This is a genomic window from Burkholderia sp. KCJ3K979, from assembly GCF_016759955.1.
Taxonomy (GTDB): domain Bacteria; phylum Pseudomonadota; class Gammaproteobacteria; order Burkholderiales; family Burkholderiaceae; genus Burkholderia; species Burkholderia orbicola.
The window spans coordinates 14,961-35,630 of sequence record NZ_JACFYV010000010.1 but is presented as its reverse complement, the minus strand read 5'-3'; the positions used below and the strand labels follow the sequence as shown (position 1 = coordinate 35,630).

Sequence of the window (20,670 nt, the reverse complement as noted above, 5' to 3'; positions counted from 1 at the left end):
ACACACGGGCCGCGTAGCATCGATGACCCATCGGGACACGGAGAACACGCATGAGTCTGGACTACGGTTTCGTGAAGGCGAAGGTGACGTCGGTGGCGAGGCTGAAGGGCTCGCCGCACGGCCGCGAGATCCAGTATCACGTTCACCTGACGCTGGCGCTGCCGGCGGGCGACTGGGACGTCGCGATCAACGTCGGCACCAGCGATGCGGACGATTTGCTGAACTACAAGCTCGTCTACGATTTCCACCATCCGGTCACGGCGACGCTCGCCGCCGCGGCCGAGGGCTATACCGATCTGACGGGGCGGGCCGCGCTGCCCGCGCTCGACTATCTGCGCAGCGACATCCTGAACGAGACGGGCGCGTGGCGTGCGAGCGCGGTGATGGACGGCACCGAGCATCCGGAGCCGATCCCGTCGCTGCTGCGGCTCGTGAACGCCGCGCAGTCGCAGGGCCTCGACGTCGTCGTGTTCGGCCGCACCTATGCGCAAGGCAACGGCATCCACGACACGCACATGAACCAGGGATCGACGGGCCCGAACTACCTGCATCGCGCGGGTGACGACCACAACGACCACAACGACGTCTGGCAGGACGGCGCGCTGCTCGTGCGTGTGAGCGACACGCAATGGGCCGCGTATTTCGCGGCGTTCGAGCAGCAGGCCGTGCCGACCGACGCGCTCGGCAATCCGCTGCCGGGCGCGGGGCCGATCACGCGCTGAGCCGTACTGCTACGAGCGGCCGTGTTACGCGGCCGACAGCGTCTTGCCGAACGAGATGCGTTCCTCGACGCGATAGCCGAGCGCCGCATAGAAGCGGCATGCGTCGTCGTTGCCGGGCAGCACCTGCAGGTTGATCTTCAGGCAGCCGAGCGCGGCGAGCGCGCGTTCCGCATGCGCGATCAGTGCGCGGCCGATGCCGAGCCGGCGCGCGTCGTTGGCGACGCCGAACGAGTAGAGCCAGCCGCGATGTCCGTCGAAACCGGCCATCAGCGTGCCGACGACGCGCGCGCCGCTGGTCGCGACGAAGAACAGTTCCGGCTGCGTCGCGAGCTTCAGCTCGATCGATCGCAGCGGATCGCGGTGCGGCGGCGCACCGGCTTCGTCGTACTGCGGGAACGCGTCGCGCCATACCGCGAGCACGGCATCGGTGTCGGCGCGTTCGAACGGGCGGATAGCGACAGCATCGGCGGCGGCATCCATCGCGACGGTCTCCTTACAGCGTGTCGAGGATCGACCGCAGCATCGCCATCATCTGGTCGATTTCTTCGGTCGTCACGTTCAGGGCAGGCATGAAGCGCAGCAGGTTCGGCCGTGCGGCGTTCAGCAGCAGGCCGTCGGGCTGCATGTCGCGCGCCTTCTCGACGATCTGCGGGCCGATGTCCTTGCCGAGCAGCAGCGCGCGCAGCAGGCCTTCGCCGCGTTCGCCCTCGAAGCCGCGTTCCTCCGACAGCTCGAGCAGCTTGCGCTTCAGATACTCGCTGCGCGCACGCACGCCTTCGAGGAAGCCGGGTGCGACGAGCTGCGAGATCACCGAATAGCCGACCGCCGTCATCAGCGGGTTGCCGTTGTACGTACCGCCCTGATCGCCGGCCTCGAACACCGCGACGTCGGCTTTGGACAGCAGCGCGCCGAGCGGTGCGCCGCCGCCGATGCCCTTCGCGAGCGTCATGACGTCCGGCTCGATGCCGGACAGCTCGTACGCGAACAGCGTGCCCGCGCGGCCGCAGCCGCTCTGCACTTCGTCGACGATCAGCAGCAGGTTGTGCTGCTTCGTCAGCGCGCGCAGCGCCTGCATGAATTCACGCGTGGCCGGGATCACGCCGCCTTCGCCCTGGATCGGCTCGAGCATCACCGCGACGGTCTTGTCGGTGATCAGCTTCTCGACCGACTCGATGTTGTTCAGCTCGGCTTTCGGGAAGCCCGGCACCTGCGGCGCGTAGATCGTGTCCCAGCCCGGCTTGCCGCTGGCCGACATCGTCGCGAGCGTGCGGCCGTGGAAGCTGTGGTCGAACGTGATGATCTCGTATGCGCCGTTCTTGAACTTGCGGCCCCACTTGCGCGCGAGCTTGATCGCGCCTTCGTTCGCCTCGGCGCCGCTGTTCGTGAAGAACACCTTGTCGAACACGCTGTGCTGCGTGAGCAGGCCCGCGAGCTTCGCCATCGGCTCGTTGTAGAACGCCGGCGACGGGTTCAGCAGCTTCTCGGCCTGCGTCTTCAGCGCTTCGACGATACCGTCGTTGCAGTGGCCCAGGCTGTTGACGGCCCAGCCCTGGATGAAGTCCAGATAGCGCTTGCCCGTGTGATCGTAGAGCCACGAACCCTTGCCGTGCGTAAACACGATGTCGGGGCGGTTCGTGATGTACATCAGCGAGTCGATCGGATAATCGTTCAGGGGCATGGCAGCAGACTCCAGCGGGTGTTGAAAGGGAAACGGGCAATAAAAAAGCCACGGAAGGCCGTGGCTGGTGGGTCGAACAGCTTGTGCGTAACCGGTGAAGCGGAGGAGGGTTACGCGCGAGTCCGTGACGAGCCGGCGGCATCCGGGCGGAGCGGCGAGCGGCGACGTCGGAGAGCGGACAGGAAGCGGTTCATGTGCGCAAGCATAAGGCATCCCGCGCCCCACTGTAAACCGCCGCGATGCCACGGATGTGACACGGCGGCGCGCAGCGGGAGCGCGGCGCGCCCGGTGCTCAGACCGGATGCGCGAGATCGGCGGCGCTCGTGAACGAGTCCGCGTAGAACTCGTCGGCCGGCAGCGCGTGGTGCTGCGTGAAGTCGCGCTGCGCGGATTCGACCATCACCGGCGCGCCGCACGCGTACACCTGGTGGCCGGACAGATCGGGCAGGTCCTCGATCACCGCGCGATGGACGAAGCCGGTGCGGCCCGTCCACTGGTCGGCGTCGTCCGGCTCGGAGAGCACCGGCACGTACTTGAAGTTCGGGATCTCGCGCGCCCACTGCTCGGCGAGCTCGGCGAGGTAGATGTCCTTCTTGCGGCGCGCGCCCCAGTAGAGCGTCATCGGGCGGGTGATGCCCGAATGCTTCACGTGCTCGATGATCGCCTTGATCGGCGCGAAGCCGGTGCCCGACGCGAGCAGCACGATCGGCTTGTCGGAATCCTCGCGCAGGAAGAACGTGCCGAGCGGGCCTTCGAAGCGCAGGATGTCGCGCTCCTTCATCGCACCGAACACGTGGTCGGTGAACTTGCCGCCCGGCATGTGGCGGATGTGCAGTTCGATCGGGCCTTCCTCGTGCGGCGCATTCGCCATCGAGTAGCTGCGGCGCGAGCCGTCCTTCAGAATGAATTCGACGTACTGGCCCGCGAGGTACTGCAGGCGTTCGTTGGCGGGCAACTGCAGCTTCACGACCATCACGTCGTCCGCCTTGCGTTCGAGCGCGGCGATCCGGCACGGCAGCTTCTTCACCTGCACGCCGTCGACGCCGGCGATCTCGCGCACGTCGATCTCGAGATCGCATTGGGCCTTCGAGCAACACAGTAGCGCGAGGCCGCGCGTACGTTCGTCGTTGGACAGCGCCGACGCGGCATGCGGGCCCTGTTCGATCTGGCCCGATACGATCTGGCCCTTGCACGAGCCGCACGCGCCGTTCTTGCAGCCGTACGGCAGATGGACGTTCTGGCGCAGCGCGGCCGCCAGCACGGTTTCGTCCGACTCGACCTGGAATTGCCGGCCGCTTTGCTTGAGAGTGACGTTGAATGCCATAGAACCAAACTAGAACAAAATGGGGGGACCGTGCATGTCGCGCACGGCAGCTACAATGCAAAGCCGTTGCGCGTCGCGCAACGGCGGCTACTGATTTCGCAACCAACATGATCGCGACACGAATCCTGCGCCGGCCGCGCGTACTGATCGTCGGCTGCGGCAACGTCGGCATGCGCTGCGTCGCGCAATGGCGTAACGCGCGCCCCGACCTGCATATCCTCGCGCTGACGAGCCATCCGGCTCGCCGCGACGAACTGCGCGCCGCGGGCGCGACGCCGATCGTCGGCGACCTCGATCGCCGGGCGACGCTCGGCCGTCTCGCGGGCCTCGCCCGCACGATCCTGCATCTCGCGCCGCCGCCGTCCGACGGCCGTGACGACCGGCGCACGCGTGCGCTGATCGCCGCAACGTCCATGCCCGCGCGTCGGCCGGCGGCACCGCCGGCATCGGCGGTCGGCCGGCTCCGAACGCTGCGCAGCGCGGCGCGACAGGCCGGCGCGCCCGTTCGGGCAGCGCGTATTGTACCCGACGGCCTTCGCGCGCCGACGCTCGTCTACGCCAGCACGACGGGCGTCTACGGCGACTGCGGCGGCGCGCGCATCGACGAAACGCAGCCGCTGCGCCCCGCGAATCCGCGCGCGTTCCGGCGCGTGTCGGCCGAGCGGCAACTGCGTGCGGCGACGGTGCGCGGCGTGCTGTCCGCGCGCATCGTGCGCATCCCCGGCATCTACGCGGCGAACCGCCTGCCGGTCGCGCGGCTTGAGCGCGGCACGCCGGCGCTCGAGCCGGCCGACGACGTCTACACGAACCACATCCATGCGGACGATCTCGCGGCGATCCTGCGCCGGGTGGTCGAGCGCGGCAAGCCGGCGCGCGTCGTGCACGCGTCGGACGACACCGAACTGCGGATGGGAGAGTATTTCGACCGGGTCGCGCAGGTGCTCGGCCTGCCGAAGCCGCCGCGCGTGAGCCGCGCGGACGCCGAGCGCGTGCTCGAGCCGACGCTGCTGTCGTTCATGCGCGAGTCGCGGCGCCTGTCCAACATACGGCTCAAGGCCGAATTGTGCGTGACGTTGCGCTATCCGACCGTAGACGATTTCCTTCAAACGCTCGCGCCGGGCAGTGCGTCAGGTGAGCGCCGGTAACGCCTCGATCAGCAGGAAGCACAGCAGCGCCCCGATCAGCGCGCCGATCAGGTTCGGATGATATTTGTGCTTCAGATGCATCGTGGCCAGCAGGCCGCCGATCACGATGACACCGATGACCGCGAACGCGATCATCACCGACGACAGTTCGAAAGAATGGTTGACGTTCATGATGCCTCCCCCTGCATCGCTGCTCTTGCAGCTTGTGATTTCAGTATAGCGGGGGAACTTGCGGCCGAGACGCGGCCAGGCACCGAACGGTCGTGCGGATTTTCCCTTACAGGGTTTTGACCGGATTGCGCAGCGCGGCGAGGTCGGCTTCGTCGAGCCACCGCCATGCGCCGGGCGCGAGGTCGGCCGGCAGCGCGAACCCGCCGATGCTTTCGCGGTGCAGCAATTCGACGCGGTTGCTCGCCGCGGCGACCATCCGCTTGACTTGGTGGTACTTGCCTTCGAGCACGGTCAGCGCGAGTGCGTGCGTGTCGCGGGCGTCGGCGGCGACGGCCGCGATCGGCTTCGATTCGCCATGCAGTTGCACGCCGGTGCGCAGCGCGTGCAGTTGCGTGTCGTCGAGCGGGTGGCGCACGGTCGCGACGTAGGTCTTCGGCACCTTGCGCTTCGGTGACGTGTACGCGTGCACGAACTGGCCGTCGTCGGACAGCAGCAGCAGGCCGGTCGTGTCCTGGTCGAGCCGGCCCACGCATTGCACGCCGCGTGCGACGAGCGGCGCGGGCAGCAGGCTGAACACGCTCGCATGGTGCTGCGGATCGCGCGAACACTCGTAGCCCGCTGGCTTGTTGAGTGCGAGGTACGCGCGTGCATGGAACGGCCACGCCGTATCGTCGACCGAGAACACGAGGCCGTCGGTGTCGAAGGTGGCGTCCGGGTCGGTCGCGGCGGCGCCCGCGACGGCGACGCGGCCCGCTTCGATCAGGCCGCGGCACTGGCGGCGCGAGCCGAAGCCCTGGGTGTAGAGAATGCTTTCGAGATCCATAGCGCGCGCATTCTATCAAGCACCGGCGCATGGGCGGCATGAACGCGCCCGCGCTGGTAAGCTGCCGGGACGCCGCGCAGCGCGCGGCACCCGTTCATTCTTCACGGAAAGTCCATGCCTTTCGATTCATTCCCGTTCGGCCGCCACGTTGCCGCCGTCATCGCGGCCGCGACCGTTTCGTCGGCCGCGTTCGCGCATGCGCATCTCGCGAAGAGCGACCCGGCGGCGGGCGCGGCGCTGGCCGCCGCACCGGCGGCCGTCACGATCGACTTCACCGAGCCGCTGGAGCCGGCATTCAGCTCGATCGTCGTCGTCGACGGCGACGGCAAGACGGTGTCGAACGACCGCGCGCGCATCGACGCGTCGAACCGCAAGCGGATGACGGTGCCGCTCGCGGCGCTCGGCACCGGCGCGTATACGGTGAAGTGGGTGGCCGTCGCGACCGACGGGCATCGCACGCAGGGCGCGTACGGCTTCAGCGTGAAGTGACGCCACGACGGCGGCAGGCCCGTGCCAGGGTTGCCGCCCGCCTTTATCCGACAGGGAGTCTCCGCATGAATCCGACGACGCTCGACGCACTCGCCGATTTCCCCCGTCAGCTCGAAGCGCATTTCGCGGCCGTGCCCGACGGCTATGCGCGCTGGACGCCCGACGACTGGGCCGGCATCCCGAGCGAGCATTTCTCGCCGCTCGGGCAGCTCTGCCATGTGCGCGACATCGAGATCGACGGCTATCACGTGCGGCTGCGGCGCATGCTCGACGAAGACCGGCCGCTGCTCGTGTCGATCGACGGCGACGCGCTCGCGATCGAGCGGCGCTACGACGACGCGTATGCGTCCGACGTGCTCGCGGCGATCCGCGACGCACGACGCGAAACGCTGGAATGGCTGTCGCGCCTCACGCCCGCACAGTTCGAGCGTACCGGCGAGTTCGACGGCTACGGTTCGCTGACCGTGCGCGGGCTCGTCCATTACCTGTGCAGCCACGACCAGCAGCATCTGGCCGGCATGCAGTGGCTGCTCGGCAAGATCGACGCGGCGCTGTACGCGCGCTGACCTGGCCGGCGGCCGCGCCCGGCTTCAGAATCCGGCGTCGTCGTCGGTGCGGCAGACCACCTTGTGCCGCTTTGATTGGATCGGTTTTCTGGATAATCCATCCAGCCGCGGCCGGCTGACCGGCGCGTCGCGCATGCCTACACTCCTAGCTTCGTTCAACGAAAAAAGGAGTCAACCGTGGCAACTCATACGCTCGCAGACAAGGTCGTCCTGATCGCAGGCGGCGCAAAGAATCTCGGCGGCCTGATCGCCCGGGACCTGGCGGGCCACGGCGCGAAGGCGGTGGCGATTCACTACAACAGCGCGGCGTCGCAGGCGCAGGCCGAGGAGACGGCCGCCGCGGTGCGCGCGGCCGGTGCGGAGGCCGCGACGTTCCAGGCGGACCTGACGACGGCCGCCGCGGTCGAGAAGCTGTTCGGCGACGCGAAGCAGCGCTTCGGCAAGATCGACATCGCGATCAACACGGTCGGCAAGGTGCTGAAGAAGCCGTTCACCGAGATCAGCGAGGCCGAATACGACGAGATGTTCGCGGTCAACAGCAAGTCGGCGTTCTTCTTCATCAAGGAAGCCGGCCGGCATCTCGAGGATCACGGCAAGCTCGTCACGCTCGTGACGTCGCTGCTCGGCGCGTTCACGCCGTTCTACGCGGCGTACGAAGGATCGAAGGCGCCGGTCGAGCACTTCACGCGCGCGGCATCGAAGGAGTACGGCGCGCGCGGGATCTCGGTGACGGCCGTCGGGCCGGGCCCGATGGACACGCCGTTCTTCTATCCGGCCGAAGGCGCCGATGCGGTCGCGTATCACAAGACGGCCGCCGCGCTGTCGCCGTTCAGCAAGACGGGGCTGACCGACATCGAGGACGTCGTGCCGTTCATCCGCCATCTGGTGACCGACGGCTGGTGGATCACGGGCCAGACGATCCTGATCAACGGCGGCTATACGACCAAGTAACCGGGCCGCTTGCAGGCCGCGCGGCGCACCGCACTGGCGCGTTTGCGTGGACAATGGACGGGCGCGCAGCCACGAGGCCGCGCGCCCGTTTTCTCTGTGCCGCCGAAGCCGGCCGCGATGCGCGGCGGCCGGCGCCGACCGTCGTTCGAACCCGGGTTTCCCCGCCGATGGACAAGCTGGATCAGGTCAGGATCTTCCTGCAGGTTGCCGAGATGGGCAGCTTCATCAAGGCCGCGCATGCGCTCGACGTGCCGCGCGCGACCGTGTCGGCGGCCGTCCAGCAACTCGAGACGGCGCTCGGCACGCGTCTGTTGCACCGCACGACCCGCCAGGTGCAGCTGACCGCCGACGGCGCGCTGCTGCTCGAGCGCGGCCGGCGCCTGCTCGCGGAGGCCGACGAACTCGACCGCCTGTTTCGGCGCCGCGACCGCGACGTGGTCGGGCGGCTGAACGTCGACGTGCCGAGCCGGATCGCGCGCCGCGTCGTGGCGCCCGCGCTGCCGTCGCTGTTTCGCCGCCACCCGAAGCTGCAACTGTCGCTCGGCTCGACGGACCGCTCGATCGACCTCGTGCAGGAAGGCGTCGACTGCGCGATCCGCGTTGGGCGGCTCGCGGACAGCAGCCTCGTCGTGCGGCCGCTCGGGCAGTTCACGCTGATCAACTGCGCGAGCCCCGACTATCTGCGCGAGTGCGGCGTGCCCGAGCATCCGGACGCGCTCGCGCACGGGCACTGGGCGATCGGCTATGCGTCGCCGACGACGGGACGCGAGCTTGGCTGGGAATACTGCGCGGACGGGCAGCGGCACACGCTGACGCTGCCGAGCCGCGTGATCGTCAACAACGCCGAAACGTATATCGCCGGCTGCATCGCCGGAATGGGCTTGATCCAGATTCCGCGCTTCGACGTCGAGCATCTGCTGGCAAGCGGCGCGCTCGTCGACGTGATGCCCGGCCACCGCGCCGAGCCGATGGACGTGTCGGCCGTGTATCCGCACCGCCGGCATCGCTCGCGGCGGCTCAACGCGTTCATCGAGTGGTTCGGCGCGTTGATGGCCGATGCATTGAACGACGCGGGCGCGCGCGGCAGCGGCGACTGACGGCGGCATCGTGCCGGTATCCGCGGGCCGGCTTATTGCTCGCTGGCCGGTGACGCCGGCCGATCGGCGCCGGCGCGAGGCGGCCCGTGCGACGAGCGCGCCGTGCGTACTCAGGCGGCGAACTGCCGCGTGCGCCCGGTGGCCCGCACCGCGTCGATCAGCGCGGCGCCGGCGCCCGCGGGTTTCGACGCGAATGCATAAAAGCGTGCGGCCGGCAGCGCCGGCAGGCCGTCGTGCGGCCCGCATTCCCGCAAGCCGTCGCGCAATTGGCTGCGCGCGAGCGTCGTGACCGCGAAGCCGGCGAGCGCGGCCGACATGCAGCCGGCCATGCTCGCGCTTTCGAACAGCACGCGAAACGGCCGCAGCGCCGCGGCGAGCGCGGACACCGCGGCTTCCCGGTACACGCATGGTTCCGGAAACAGCGCGAGCGGCACGCCTTCCTCGGCGTCGAGCGCCGTATCGGCCGCGAAGGCCCACACGAGCGGCTCCTCCCACAGCAGTTCGGCGGGCGTGTCGACCTGTCGGCATTGCTTGCCGAACACGACGTCGAGCCGGCCGAACGTCTGCTCCCGCAGCAGCGATGCGGTGATGCCGACCTTCAGTTCGATCGATGCGCGCGGATGGCTGTCGCGGAAGGTGCGCAGCACCTGCGGCAGCCACGTGCCCGCGAAATCCTCCGACGCGCCGATCCGCAGCGGCCCGTGCGCCGGCGCGCCGCGCAGCCGTGCCCGCACCTCGCGTTCCATGTCGACGATGTTGCGCGCGTACGCGTACAGCGTGTCGCCGGCCGGCGTCAGCGCGATGCGGCGGGTGGTGCGCGCCAGCAGCACGGTGCCGGCCGCCTGTTCGAGCCGCTTGATGTGGCCGCTCACCGCGGACGGCGTCAGCGCGAGGCGTTCCGCGGCCGGCGCGAACCCGCGGCGGTCGACGACTTCGAGAAAGGTGCGCAGCAGCGCGATGTCGAGCGTGGTCGACGCGGGGTCGGTCGGCGGTGGCATGGATCGATTCAATGCAAGATTTGAAGAATGAATCATGATACTCCGTGAATCGTGATGAAAGACCGACCTACCATCGTAGGTTCACGGTGATCTCACGGAGTACACGATGACGACCTATGCGCATGCGACGACCGCGTCGCTCGACATTGCCTATCTCGAATGGAACCCGCGCGGCGAACGCGTGGCCGTGCTGCTGCACGGCTGGCCGGACAGCCCGGTCGGCTGGGAGGCGGTGGCATCGGCGCTGGCCGCGCACGGCTATCGCGTGTTGGCCCCCGCGTTGCGCGGCTTCGCGCCGACGCGCTTTCGCGACGCGTCCGTGCCGCGCAGCGGCCAGCTCGCCGCGCTCGGGCGCGACTTGCTCGAATTCGTCGATGCGCTCGGTATCGAGCGGCCCGTGCTGGTCGGGCACGACTGGGGCGCCCGCGCGGCCGCGAACGCATGCGGGCTACGCGACGGTGTTGCCTCGCAGCTCGTGATGCTGTCGGTCGGCTACGGCACCAACGATCCCGCCCAGCCGCTGTCGCTGCAGCAGGCGCGCAACTACTGGTATCACTGGTTCATGGCGACGCCGCGCGGCGAGCAGGCGCTGCGCGACGACCGCCGCGCGTTCGCGCGCCTGATGTGGGATACGTGGTCGCCACCGGGCTGGTATCGCGACAGCGATTTCGACGCGGCGGCCGCCGCGTTCGACGGACCCGACTGGATCGACGTCGTGCTGCATTCGTACCGGCAGCGCTGGGGCTTCGCGCCAGGCACGCCGGCTTATGCCGACGACGACGCGCGGCTGAACCCGGCGCCCGTGCTGACGGTACCGACGCTCGTGCTGCACGGCGGCGCGGACACCTGCAATCATCCGGACAGCTCGGCCGGGCGCGAGCGGTTCTTCGCGGGGCGCTACGAGCGGCAGGTGCTCGACGGTATCGGGCACTTTCCGCAGCGCGAATTCGCGGCGGCGGTCGCTGACGCGATTCTCGGCTTCTGCGAGCAGGATTGACGCGCGCCGGCCGGCCCGGCGCGCGAAGAAATCAGCCGCCGACACGCGGCGCGAGCAGATCGGCGAGCCCGATGTTCCGGAACATCTCGCGGCGGATGCGATCGCCGACGCGGAACACTTCCTCGGCGCCGTCCTGCGACGGGTCGACGAACACGCGGTAGGGGCGCTTGCCGGCCGGCGCCGCGACGAGCTCGGCAATCGCCGTGGCGACGGCGCCGGCGTCGGCGTCCGCCGGTTCGAGCGCGGCGAGGCCCGTCAACGCCTGCTCGGCGACGCCCGCGTACGGCCCGCTGTCGTAGGCAGCCTGCACGGCGGTATCGGCCGGCTTGCCCGCATGGAGGAAGTGATTCGTGCCTCGGGTGAACGCGCCCGGCACGACGATCGACGTTTCGATGCCCCAGCGGGCGAGTTCGGCGGCGTAGGACACCGCGAGCGAGTCCATCGCGGCTTTCGCGGCGAAGTAGGGCGCGAGGAACGGCGGGGTGCCGCCGCGCGCCGACGAGGACGACACCCACACGAGCAGGCCGCGGCCTTGGCGGCGCAGGTGCGGCAGCGCCGCGCGGTTCACGCGCTGGGTCGACACGACGTTGACGTCGTAGAGCTGCGCAAGCTGCTCCGGCGTGAAGGCTTCGGCCGGCCCGAACACCATGTGGCCGGCGTTGTGGATGACGACGTCCAGACGGCCGTTGTCGGTGATCACGCGCTCGATGGCGGCGTCGACCGATGCGCCGTCGCCGACGTCGAGTTCGAGGCTGCGCAGGTCGACGCCGTGTTCCTGCGCATAGGCCGCGACGGCGGCGGCGCGCGGCGCGTTGCGCCCGGCGCGCTCGCGCATCGATGCATAGACCGTGTGACCGGCGCGCGCGAGCGCCTGGGCCGTCAGCAAGCCGAAGCCGCTGGACGCGCCGGTGACGAGGACGACTTCCTTCATGAGCGATCTCCTGGCAGAAAGATGAGGTGGCGGCGAGGGGTTCGTCAGCACATGCCGCCGTTGGCGCGCAGGATCTGGCCGTTGATCCACGCACCGTCCGGGCCGGCGAGGAACGCGACGACGCGCGCGATGTCGTCGGGCTGGCCGAGCCGCTCGAGCGGGTTCAGCTTCGCGAGCCGCTCGACGAGTTCCGGGCTCTTGCCCTGCAGGAACAGCTCGGTCGCGACCGGCCCGGGCGCGACGGCATTCACGCGGACGCCGCGCCCGCGCATTTCTTGCGCAAGCACCTGCGTGAGACTTTCGACCGCCGCCTTGCTGGCGACGTACACGCCGTAAGTCGGCATGCGCATGCCGATCACGCTGGTCGACAGGTTGATGATGCGTCCGCCGTCGCGCACCCGCCTGGCCGCTTCGCGGCAGACGTTGAAGGTGCCCTTCACGTTGATGGCGAGCGTTTCGTCGAACAGCGCATCGTCGCAGTCGGCGATGGTCGCGAGCTTCATCACGCCCGCGGAATTGACCACCACGTCCAGAGCGCCAAATGCTTGTTGCGCGGTGTCGAACAGCGCGGCCACGGCCGCCGGGTCGGCGACGTTCGCCTGCACCGCGACCGCATGGCCGCCGTCGGCGACGATCGCGTCGACCACTTCGCGGGCCGGGCCGGCGCTCCCGGCATAGTTGACGACGACCCGGAATCCGTCCCGGGCGAGTTGGCGGGCGATTTCCGCGCCGATGCCGCGCGACGAACCCGTGACGAGGGCGACCTGTTCCGATGTGCTCATGTCCTGCTCCTGATGACTGGATGAATGCCGTTCGATCCGGCGACAGGACAACTGTAGGCTTCCTCGATCAATAAAAATAATGAATAATGATCAGTAGATGAATGACTAAAAGTATGTCTCATGGGATTCGACAGCAGGCTGCTCAGCGGTATCGGTGTGCTCTCCGCGGTGATCGAGGCCGGCACCTTCGCGCGGGCGGGCGAGGCGATGGGGCTGACTCAACCGGCGGTGAGCCGCGCCGTCGCCCGGCTGGAAGAGCGGGTCGGCATCCGGATCTTCAACCGGACGGCCCGCGCGATCACGTTGACCGACGAAGGGCGACGCTTTTACGAGGCGGTCGCGCCGCTGCTGGCCGGCATCGAGGAGGCGGCGCTCGACGCCGGCCAGTCGAAGGCGCGCGTGAGAGGGCGGCTGAGGGTCAATGTGGACGGTACGTTCGGCCACTACGTGCTGGCGCCGCGGATGGCGGAATTTCTCGACCGCTTTCCCGATCTGTCGGTCGAGATCAGCGTGCGGGACCGGATGGGCGACCTCGTCGCCGACGGCTTCGACGTGGCCGTGCGCTTCGGTATCCCGGAGCCGTCGTCATATCGTGCGCGACTGCTGCTCGAGACGCGTGTGCTGACCTGCGCATCGGCGGCCTACGTCGCGCGTCATGGCGAACCGCGTCATCCGCGCGATCTCGCGGACGGGCATCGTTGCGTGCTGATCCGCGATCCGGTGACGGGGCGACCGTACGAATGGGAGTTTCATCGCGGCAAGGAAGTGGTGCCGGTCGACGTCGCCGGCAGGTTGACCGTCAACGATACGGGCGGGCTGCTCGGCGCGTGCCTGGGCGGCGTCGGCATCGCGCAACTGCTGGGGCTCTATGCGCGGGAGATCCTCGCCGACGGGCGGTTGGTTCAGTTGTTGCCCGAGTGGGCCGACGAGACTTTTCCGCTTTATGCGTATCACCACGCGTCGAATCTCGTTGCGGCCAAGGTTAGGGTGTTTCTCGACTTCGTCCGCGAGTTGATGGCCTGAGTCTGCCGAGCGAACGGCGGCCGTCGGGTCATTCGGTGCGATGGGGAACGTTGTCCGGGAACGGATAGGGCGCATGCGGCCCGGGCCAGTCGGGTACGGGCGGCGCGCTCAGTATGTCGCACCCGCCGAGCATAAGCGCCAGCACGGTGGCGAGCACCCCGCGGCAGATCCGGCATGAAATCGTGCGCATGGACATGGGCGCCTCCATGGTCGGCATTCCCTGATGCTTGGACTACCGGAGCGGGCCACCTGTTGCGGCGAACGCGGCGCGACAACAAAAAACCCGCGAAGCGGCGAGCTTGCGCGGGTTTCGACAGTTGCAGCGCATGACGCTGCGAAATTCTGGTGCCCAGGGCCGGAATCGAACCGGCACGCCTTGCGGCGGGGGATTTTGAGTCCCCTGCGTCTACCAATTTCACCACCTGGGCTTGATCCTGGCCGCGCGCCCGATGCAGATTGTGCGCGGCGAAACGCGGATTATGGCGGAAAACCGGGCACCGGGCAAGCAGCCCGGCGACCGGCTGCTTCTGCTACTGGCTCAGGTACACGAACCGGCCCTGCTTCACGATCCCCATCACGCTCGCGCGCTGGTCGAGCCCCACGTGATCCTTGTCGCTGGTATTGACGACGCCGTTCGGCACGACGAGCTCGTGCGCGCGTTCGAGCTCGCGGCGCAGCGCCGCGCGGAACGCAGGCGTGCCGGGTTGCGCCGCTTTCAGCGCGCGGCCGACCGCATCGGCGAGGCGCGGGTACACGCCCGCCGCATCGCCCGCGAACTGCGTGACCGTGCCGGCGCCGTATTTCGCCTCGTACGCGTCGACGAACGCGAGCGCGGCCTGGCGGGCCGGGTGGTCGGCCGGCAGCGTGCGGGCGACGACCACCGGCTGGGTCGGGAACAGCGTCCCGTCCACATCCTTGCCGCCGAGCTTGATGAATTCCGGCGTCGCAATCCCGTGCGTCTGGTAGATCGGGCCCTTGTAGCCGCGCTCGATCAGCGTGCGCTGCGGCAGTACGGTCGGCGTACCGGCGCCCGCGATCAGGATCGCGTCCGGCTTCGCCGCGATCAGTTTCAGCGCCTGGCCGGTGACGCTCGCGTCGGTGCGGTTGAAGCGCTCGGTCGCGATCACGCGGATCTTGCGCAGGTCCGCGAAGCGCGTGAATTCGTTGAGCCAGCTGTCGCCGTAGCTGTCCGCGAAGCCGATGAAGCCGACCGTCTTCACGCCGTGGTTGGCCATGTAGCGGGTCATCACGTCGGCCATCGCGCGGTCGCTCTGCGCCATCTTGAACGCCCAGGTCCGCGCGCCTTCCTGCGGCTCGACGATCGAGCCCGAGCCGACCAGCGTGATCATCGGCGTCTGCGCGGCGGCCACTGCGTCGAGCGCCGCGAGCGCGGCCGGCGTGATGTTCGGGCCGACCACGACGTCGACGTGATCCTCGTCGACCAGCTTGCGGATGTTGCGTACCGCCGCGCCCGGGTCGGACGCGTCGTCGAGCACCGTGACCTGCACGGGTTGCCCGGCGATCGTCTTCGGCCACATCAGGATCGCGTTCTTGCTCGTGATGCCGATCGCGGCGGCCGGGCCGGTCGACGACAGGTCGACGCCGACCTTCAGGTCGGCATGCGCGGCCGCGCAGGCCAGCACGAGGGCGGCGCCGGCGGCGCGGCGCAACAGGGTGGGACGTCGCAACAGGGCGGGAAGCGTCATGCGGGAATCTCCATCTCCGTCGGGCAACGAAAAAGGGGCGCAATGTGCGCCCCGGCGTTCATACCTGTCCGTCAAAGCTCGTACGATTCGGCTTCGCCCTTGAGCGCCTGCTCGATCAGCTTGCGGTTCAGCGTGGGCGACAGCAGTTCGACGAGCGTATACACATAGCTGCGCAGGTAGGCACCCTGCTTGAGCGCGACGCGCGTCACGTTGCTGCCGAACAGGTGGCCGACCGGGATCAGCCGCAGGCCGCGGTCGCGCTCGGGATTGAACGCGATGTCGGCCATGATGCCGACGCCGAGGCCGAGTTCGACATAGGTCTTGATCACGTCGGCGTCGATCGCCTCGAGCACGATGTCCGGCGACAGCCCGCGCAGCGCGAACGCATGGTTGATCTTCTTGCGGCCCGCGAACGCGTCGTCGTAGGTGATCAGCGGGTATTGAGCGAGATCGTCGAGCGTGACCGGCTTGCGTTCGAGCAGCGGATGGTCGGCCGGCACGACGGCCGCGTGATGCCACTGGAAGCAGGGCAGCGACACGAGCTCCTTGTAGTCGGAGATCGCCTCGGTGGCGATCGCGAGATCGGCCTGGTCGTGGATCACCATCTCGGCCACCTGCGTCGGGCTGCCTTGCAGGATCGACAGGTGCACCTTCGGAAAGCGCTTCTTGAACTCGGCGATCGCGGCCGGCAGCGAATAGCGGGCCTGCGTGTGGGTCGCCGCGATGGTCAGGTTGCCCTGGTCCTGCGCCGCATAATCCTTCCCGACCCTTTTAAGGCTTTCCACTTCCTGGAGAATTCGCTCGACCGACGCGAGAATGATCCGGCCCGGCTCGGTGAGCGAGCGCACGCGCTTGCCGTGCCGCGTGAAGATTTCGACGCCCAGCTCGTCCTCGAGCTCGATGATCGCCTTCGACACCCCCGGTTGCGACGTGTAGAGCGCCTTGGCGGCCTCGGTGAGGTTGAAATTCTGCCGGACGGCCTCGCGCACGAAGCGAAATTGGTGCAGGTTCATTTATAACCCTTCCGCATATCAACAGAATTTTTTAGTCGTTTGAAATATAAGGCGAGTTTATTACGATTCACCGGAGTTTTTCAAATATGGATATCTGTTTTCGTCATTAGCAATCCAGCCGGCAGCGGTTGGCGGCGATGACGACGGAACGGAGATTCGGGCGCGACGTGGCTAGGACGTCGCGCAGTCACCACGAAAACCCTGGGGTCCCCGAATGTATCAGTACGACCAATACGACCAGACGATCGTCGACGAGCGAGTCGCGCAGTACCGCGATCAGGTGCGCCGCCGGCTGTCGGGCGAGTTGAGCGAAGACGAATTCCGTCCGCTGCGTCTGCAGAACGGCCTGTACATGCAGCGCCACGCGTACATGCACCGCATCGCGATTCCGTACGGCAACCTGCGCAGCGACCAGCTCCGGATGCTGGCGCGCATCGCCCGCGAACACGACCGCGGCTACGGCCATTTTTCGACCCGCTCGAACATCCAGTTCAACTGGATCGAGCTGGAAGATACGCCCGAGATCCTCGCGAAGCTCGCGTCGGTGCAGATGCATGGCATCCAGACGTCGGGCAACTGCATCCGCAACATCACGGCCGACCAGTTCGCCGGCGTCGCGCAGGACGAAGAGATCGATCCGCGTCCGTGGGCCGAGATCCTGCGCCAGTGGTCGACGTTCCACCCCGAATTCGCGTGGCTGCCGCGCAAGTTCAAGATCGCGGTGTCGGGCTCGAAGCGCGACCGCGCGGCCGTGCAGATCCACGACCTCGGCGTGTACCTGAAGAAGAACGCGCAGGGCGAGGTGGTCGCGAGCATCCTCGCGGGCGGCGGCCTCGGCCGTACGCCGATCGTCGGCGCGGTGATCAAGGAAGACCTGCCGTGGCAGCACCTGCTCACGTACTGCGAAGCCGTGCTGCGCGTGTACAACCGTTACGGTCGCCGCGACAACCTGTACAAGGCGCGCATCAAGATCCTCGTGAAGGCGCTGTCGCCGGCGAAGTTCGCGCAGCAGGTCGAGGAAGAATGGCAGCACCTGAAGGATGGCCCGTCGACGCTCACGCAGGCCGAAATCGACCGCGTGTCGCAGTACTTCCAGCCGCCCGTCTACGAGAAGCTGGCCGACACCGACGCGTCGTTCGAACAGCACCTGCTCGAGAACAAGGCGTTCGCGCGCTGGGTCGAGCGTAACGTCGCGCCGCACAAGGTGCCGGGCTATGCGGCCGTCACGCTGTCGCTGAAGGACCACCGCGTGGCCCCGGGCGACGCGACCGACGCGCAGATGGATCTGGTCGCCGACTGGGCCGACGCGTATTCGTTGGGCGAGCTGCGCGTGTCGCACGAGCAGAACCTGATTCTCGCGAACGTGAAGAAGCGCGACCTGTTCGCGCTGTGGGAAAAGGCGAAGGCGGCCGGTTTCGCGACGCCGAACGTCGGCCTGCTGACCGACATCATCGCGTGCCCGGGCGGCGACTTCTGCTCGCTCGCGAACGCGAAGTCGATCCCGATCGCGCTGGCGATCCAGCAGCGTTTCGACGATCTCGACTACGTGTACGACCTCGGCGACCTGTCGCTGAACATTTCCGGTTGCATGAACTCGTGCGGTCACCACCACGTCGGCAACATCGGCATCCTGGGCGTCGACAAGGACGGCGCCGAGTGGTACCAGGTGTCGCTCGGCGGCGAGCAGGGCACGGGCCGCAACGGCGCGCGTCTCGGCCGCGTGATCGGGCCGTCGTTCTCGGCGGAAGAAGTGCCCGACGTGATCGCGACGCTGATCGATACGTTCGTCGAGGCGCGCATCGACAGCGAGCGCTTCATCGACACGTACGACCGCATCGGCATCGCGCCGTTCAAGGAGCGCGTGTATGCGGCGCGCCAGGCAGTGAACGCGTAACCAACCGGGTAGAGGGAATTTGCAGATGGCTTCGATTATCAAGAACCGCGCAGTGATCGACGACGCATGGCAGGTCGTACGCGCGGCGGAAGACGGTACGCTGCCCGCGGTCGACGCATTGCCGGCCGGCAAGGTGCTGGTGCCGTTCGCGTTGTGGCAGGCCGAGCGCGCGGCGCTCGTCGCCGCGAAGACGAAGGACGAACTCGGCGTGTGGCTCGCGCCGGACAGCGAACCGGCCGATCTCGTGGCCGACTTCGGCGCGATCTCGCTGATCGCCGTCGACTTCCCGCGCTTCGCGGACGGCCGCGGCTACAGCATCGCGCGCCTGCTGCGCGAGCGTCATGGCTGGACCGGCGAGCTGCGCGCGATCGGCGACGTGCTGCGCGACCAGTTGCTGTACATGTCGCGTTGCGGCTTCGACGCGTTCGCGGTGCGTGCCGACAAGGACATCCACGACGCGCTGAAAGCGTTCACCGAATTCACGCAGCGTTACCAGGGCGCGTTCGACGAGCCGGCGCCGCTGTTCCGCCGCCGCGAGGCGGCTGCCGCCAAGGTGAGCGCATGAGCACCGCGACCGCCCCCGCGCTGGCGCCGGAACTCGCCGCGAAGGTCGAGCGCCTCGACGCGCTGCTCGCGCGGATCGGCGAGCGTCACGACAAGGTGAAATTCGCGAGCAGCCTCGCCGCGGAAGACATGCTGCTCACGCACGCGATCCTGTCGAAGGGCGTGTCGATCGGCATCTTCTCGCTGAACACGGGCCGCCTGCACGCGGAAACGCTCGGCATGATCGACCGCGTGCGCGAGCGCTACGGCTACGAGATCGAGCAGTTCCATCCGCGGCAGGACGCGGTCGACCAGTATGTGGCCGAGCACGGCCTGAACGCGTTCTACGAGAGCGTCGAGCTGCGCAAGTCGTGCTGCCACATCCGCAAGGTCGAGCCGCTGAACCGCGCGCTGGCCGACGTCGGCGCGTGGGTGACGGGCCAGCGCCGCGAGCAGTCGGTCACGCGCGCGGAGCTGCACGAGGAAGAACAGGACGAAGCGCGCGGGATCGCGAAGTACAACCCGCTCGCCGACTGGACGGAAGCCGACGTGTGGGCGTACCTTAAGGCGTTTGACGTGCCGGTCAACCCACTGCATGCCCGCGGCTATCCGAGCATCGGCTGCGAGCCGTGCACGCGCGCGATCCGTCCCGGCGAGGACAGCCGCGCGGGCCGCTGGTGGTGGGAATCGCGCGACACGAAGGAATGCGGGCTGCACATCACGACGATCACCCCGATTTCCGCGGATGCCGAAGCCGGCGCCGCGCACTGAAAGCCGACAAGAAACTGAATATTGCGCCGCCTGCGACAGCGGGCGGCACGAACCCAGAAGAGAAGGACTGAAATCATGAGCACGACGCTCGAGCAATCCGCCTTTGCCCCGCCCACCGGCGCCGACAGCCGTATGGGCCACCTCGACTGGCTCGAAGCCGAGTCGATCCACATCCTGCGCGAACTGGTTGCCGAATGCAGCAAGCCGGCACTGTTGTTCTCGGGCGGCAAGGATTCGGTCGTCGTGCTGCATCTGGCGCTGAAGGCGTTCGGCCTCGGCGCGAACCGCAAGACGACGCTGCCGTTCCCGCTCGTGCACATCGACACGGGCCACAACTACGAGGAAGTGATCGACTTCCGCGATCGCCGTGCGCAAGAGCTCGGCGCCGAGCTGGTGGTCGGCCACGTCGAGGATTCGATCAAGCGCGGCACGGTCGTGCTGCGCCGCGAGACCGATTCGCGCAACGCCGCGCAGGCCGTCACGCTGCTCGAGACGATCGAACAGCACGGCTACACGGCGCTGATCGGCGGCGCGCGCCGCGACGAAGAGAAGGCGCGTGCGAAGGAGCGGATCTTCTCGTTCCGCGACGAATTCGGACAGTGGGACCCGAAGGCGCAGCGCCCGGAACTGTGGAGCCTGTACAACGCCCGCCTGCACAAGGGCGAGCACCTGCGCGTGTTCCCGATCTCGAACTGGACCGAGCTCGACGTGTGGCAGTACATCGCGCGCGAGAACCTCGAACTGCCGTCGATCTATTACGCGCACCAGCGCGAGATCGTGCGCCGCAACGGGCTGCTCGTGCCGGTCACGCCGCTCACGCCGATGCGTGACGGCGAGACGAGCGAGCTGGCGCAGGTGCGCTTCCGCACGGTCGGCGACATCAGCTGCACGTGCCCGGTCGAGAGCGACGCGGACGACGTCGAGAAGATCATCGCCGAGACGGCGGTGACCGAGATCACCGAGCGCGGCGCGACCCGGATGGACGACCAGGCCTCCGAAGCCGCGATGGAACAGCGCAAGAAGCAAGGTTATTTCTGAAGCACACG

The 20,670-nt window shown here is 68.1% G+C and carries 23 protein-coding genes and 1 tRNA gene; 12 read left to right on the top strand and 12 right to left on the bottom strand.

Going from position 1 to position 20,670, the window contains the following annotated elements; translation table 11 throughout:
• Positions 1-50: 50 nt before the first annotated feature.
• Positions 51-722, top strand: a complete 672-nt coding sequence (locus H3O04_RS04320) for a DUF2278 family protein (RefSeq protein ID WP_012329063.1) — start codon at positions 51-53, stop codon at positions 720-722.
• A 24-nt stretch (positions 723-746) separates the two neighbouring features.
• Here the strand turns inward: H3O04_RS04320 and H3O04_RS04315 are convergent, their stop codons facing one another.
• The 3 genes from H3O04_RS04315 to H3O04_RS04305 form a co-directional block, all read right to left on the bottom strand.
• Complete coding sequence (locus H3O04_RS04315) at positions 747-1,202, bottom strand: GNAT family acetyltransferase (RefSeq protein ID WP_023477027.1); 456 nt, start codon at positions 1,200-1,202, stop codon at positions 747-749.
• Positions 1,203-1,215: 13 nt separating this feature from the next.
• The gene (locus H3O04_RS04310) at positions 1,216-2,400 is read right to left on the bottom strand and encodes an acetylornithine transaminase (protein ID WP_023477026.1); all 1,185 of its coding nucleotides are present in this window, start codon (positions 2,398-2,400) and stop codon (positions 1,216-1,218) included.
• A 292-nt stretch (positions 2,401-2,692) separates the two neighbouring features.
• Positions 2,693-3,724: a CDP-6-deoxy-delta-3,4-glucoseen reductase gene (locus H3O04_RS04305; RefSeq protein ID WP_006478058.1), complete on the bottom strand. Its 1,032-nt coding sequence runs from the start codon at positions 3,722-3,724 to the stop codon at positions 2,693-2,695.
• A 107-nt stretch (positions 3,725-3,831) separates the two neighbouring features.
• Between H3O04_RS04305 and H3O04_RS04300 the strand changes: the two genes are divergently transcribed.
• A complete protein-coding gene (locus H3O04_RS04300) occupies positions 3,832-4,869 on the top strand; it encodes an NAD-dependent epimerase/dehydratase family protein (RefSeq protein WP_202587211.1) in 1,038 nt (345 codons plus the stop codon).
• On the opposite strand, the gene H3O04_RS04295 is transcribed toward H3O04_RS04300, so the two are convergent.
• Both H3O04_RS04295 and H3O04_RS04290 read right to left on the bottom strand, forming a co-directional pair.
• Positions 4,852-5,040 (bottom strand): hypothetical protein, encoded by a 189-nt coding sequence (locus H3O04_RS04295; RefSeq protein ID WP_012329060.1) that lies wholly within the window; start codon positions 5,038-5,040, stop codon positions 4,852-4,854. The two genes, H3O04_RS04300 and H3O04_RS04295, sit on opposite strands and share 18 nt — an antisense overlap.
• 106 nt (positions 5,041-5,146) lie before the next feature.
• Positions 5,147-5,863 (bottom strand): 16S rRNA pseudouridine(516) synthase, encoded by a 717-nt coding sequence (locus H3O04_RS04290; protein ID WP_027813256.1) that lies wholly within the window; start codon positions 5,861-5,863, stop codon positions 5,147-5,149.
• A 114-nt stretch (positions 5,864-5,977) separates the two neighbouring features.
• On the opposite strand from H3O04_RS04290, the gene copC reads away from it, so the two are divergent.
• The 4 genes from copC to H3O04_RS04270 all read left to right on the top strand — a co-directional run bounded on the left by copC (position 5,978) and on the right by H3O04_RS04270 (position 8,966).
• Positions 5,978-6,352, top strand: a complete 375-nt coding sequence (copC, locus tag H3O04_RS04285) for a copper homeostasis periplasmic binding protein CopC (protein WP_027813257.1) — start codon at positions 5,978-5,980, stop codon at positions 6,350-6,352.
• Between the two features lie 65 nt (positions 6,353-6,417).
• On the top strand, positions 6,418-6,918 hold the full coding sequence (locus H3O04_RS04280) for a DinB family protein (protein ID WP_202587210.1): 501 nt from the start codon (positions 6,418-6,420) through the stop codon (positions 6,916-6,918).
• Positions 6,919-7,095: 177 nt separating this feature from the next.
• Positions 7,096-7,869: an SDR family oxidoreductase gene (locus H3O04_RS04275; RefSeq protein ID WP_027805260.1), complete on the top strand. Its 774-nt coding sequence runs from the start codon at positions 7,096-7,098 to the stop codon at positions 7,867-7,869.
• Between the two features lie 167 nt (positions 7,870-8,036).
• Positions 8,037-8,966 carry a LysR family transcriptional regulator gene (locus H3O04_RS04270; RefSeq protein ID WP_011694365.1) on the top strand — a complete coding sequence of 310 codons (930 nt, stop codon included), beginning with the start codon at positions 8,037-8,039 and terminating at the stop codon, positions 8,964-8,966.
• Between the two features lie 110 nt (positions 8,967-9,076).
• On the opposite strand, the gene H3O04_RS04265 is transcribed toward H3O04_RS04270, so the two are convergent.
• Positions 9,077-9,964, bottom strand: a complete 888-nt coding sequence (locus tag H3O04_RS04265) for a LysR family transcriptional regulator (protein ID WP_043888186.1) — start codon at positions 9,962-9,964, stop codon at positions 9,077-9,079.
• Between the two features lie 106 nt (positions 9,965-10,070).
• Here H3O04_RS04265 and H3O04_RS04260 point away from each other — a divergent pair, with 106 nt between their 5' ends.
• Entirely contained in the window at positions 10,071-10,961 is an 891-nt protein-coding gene (locus H3O04_RS04260) for an alpha/beta fold hydrolase (RefSeq protein WP_202587209.1), read from the top strand.
• 31 nt (positions 10,962-10,992) lie between these two features.
• On the opposite strand, the gene H3O04_RS04255 is transcribed toward H3O04_RS04260, so the two are convergent.
• Positions 10,993-11,892 carry an SDR family oxidoreductase gene (locus H3O04_RS04255; RefSeq protein WP_202587208.1) on the bottom strand — a complete coding sequence of 300 codons (900 nt, stop codon included), beginning with the start codon at positions 11,890-11,892 and terminating at the stop codon, positions 10,993-10,995.
• 44 nt (positions 11,893-11,936) lie between these two features.
• On the bottom strand, positions 11,937-12,674 hold the full coding sequence (locus tag H3O04_RS04250; RefSeq protein WP_034174441.1) for an SDR family oxidoreductase: 738 nt from the start codon (positions 12,672-12,674) through the stop codon (positions 11,937-11,939).
• A gap of 120 nt (positions 12,675-12,794) precedes the next feature.
• On the opposite strand from H3O04_RS04250, the gene H3O04_RS04245 reads away from it, so the two are divergent.
• A complete protein-coding gene (locus H3O04_RS04245) occupies positions 12,795-13,697 on the top strand; it encodes a LysR family transcriptional regulator (RefSeq protein WP_124592347.1) in 903 nt (300 codons plus the stop codon).
• A gap of 28 nt (positions 13,698-13,725) precedes the next feature.
• Here H3O04_RS04245 and H3O04_RS04240 read toward each other — a convergent pair whose 3' ends face one another.
• The 4 genes from H3O04_RS04240 to H3O04_RS04225 form a co-directional block, all read right to left on the bottom strand.
• Positions 13,726-13,893, bottom strand: coding sequence for a hypothetical protein (locus H3O04_RS04240; RefSeq protein WP_202587207.1), 168 nt, complete (start codon positions 13,891-13,893; stop codon positions 13,726-13,728).
• Positions 13,894-14,040: 147 nt separating this feature from the next.
• A tRNA-Leu gene (locus tag H3O04_RS04235) sits at positions 14,041-14,125 on the bottom strand.
• 102 nt (positions 14,126-14,227) lie between these two features.
• A complete protein-coding gene (locus tag H3O04_RS04230; protein ID WP_212171429.1) occupies positions 14,228-15,385 on the bottom strand; it encodes an ABC transporter substrate-binding protein in 1,158 nt (385 codons plus the stop codon).
• A gap of 89 nt (positions 15,386-15,474) precedes the next feature.
• Positions 15,475-16,416 carry a CysB family HTH-type transcriptional regulator gene (locus tag H3O04_RS04225; RefSeq protein ID WP_006478072.1) on the bottom strand — a complete coding sequence of 314 codons (942 nt, stop codon included), beginning with the start codon at positions 16,414-16,416 and terminating at the stop codon, positions 15,475-15,477.
• 214 nt (positions 16,417-16,630) lie between these two features.
• On the opposite strand from H3O04_RS04225, the gene H3O04_RS04220 reads away from it, so the two are divergent.
• The 4 genes from H3O04_RS04220 to cysD all read left to right on the top strand — a co-directional run bounded on the left by H3O04_RS04220 (position 16,631) and on the right by cysD (position 20,662).
• Positions 16,631-18,310: a nitrite/sulfite reductase gene (locus H3O04_RS04220; RefSeq protein WP_202587206.1), complete on the top strand. Its 1,680-nt coding sequence runs from the start codon at positions 16,631-16,633 to the stop codon at positions 18,308-18,310.
• A 25-nt stretch (positions 18,311-18,335) separates the two neighbouring features.
• Entirely contained in the window at positions 18,336-18,875 is a 540-nt protein-coding gene (locus H3O04_RS04215; RefSeq protein ID WP_006478074.1) for a DUF934 domain-containing protein, read from the top strand.
• Complete coding sequence (locus H3O04_RS04210) at positions 18,872-19,624, top strand: phosphoadenylyl-sulfate reductase (RefSeq protein ID WP_124592344.1); 753 nt, start codon at positions 18,872-18,874, stop codon at positions 19,622-19,624. Before H3O04_RS04215 ends, H3O04_RS04210 begins: the two co-directional genes overlap by 4 nt.
• A gap of 75 nt (positions 19,625-19,699) precedes the next feature.
• On the top strand, positions 19,700-20,662 hold the full coding sequence (gene cysD / locus H3O04_RS04205) for a sulfate adenylyltransferase subunit CysD (RefSeq protein WP_006478076.1): 963 nt from the start codon (positions 19,700-19,702) through the stop codon (positions 20,660-20,662).
• The last annotated feature ends 8 nt before the right edge of the window (positions 20,663-20,670 follow it).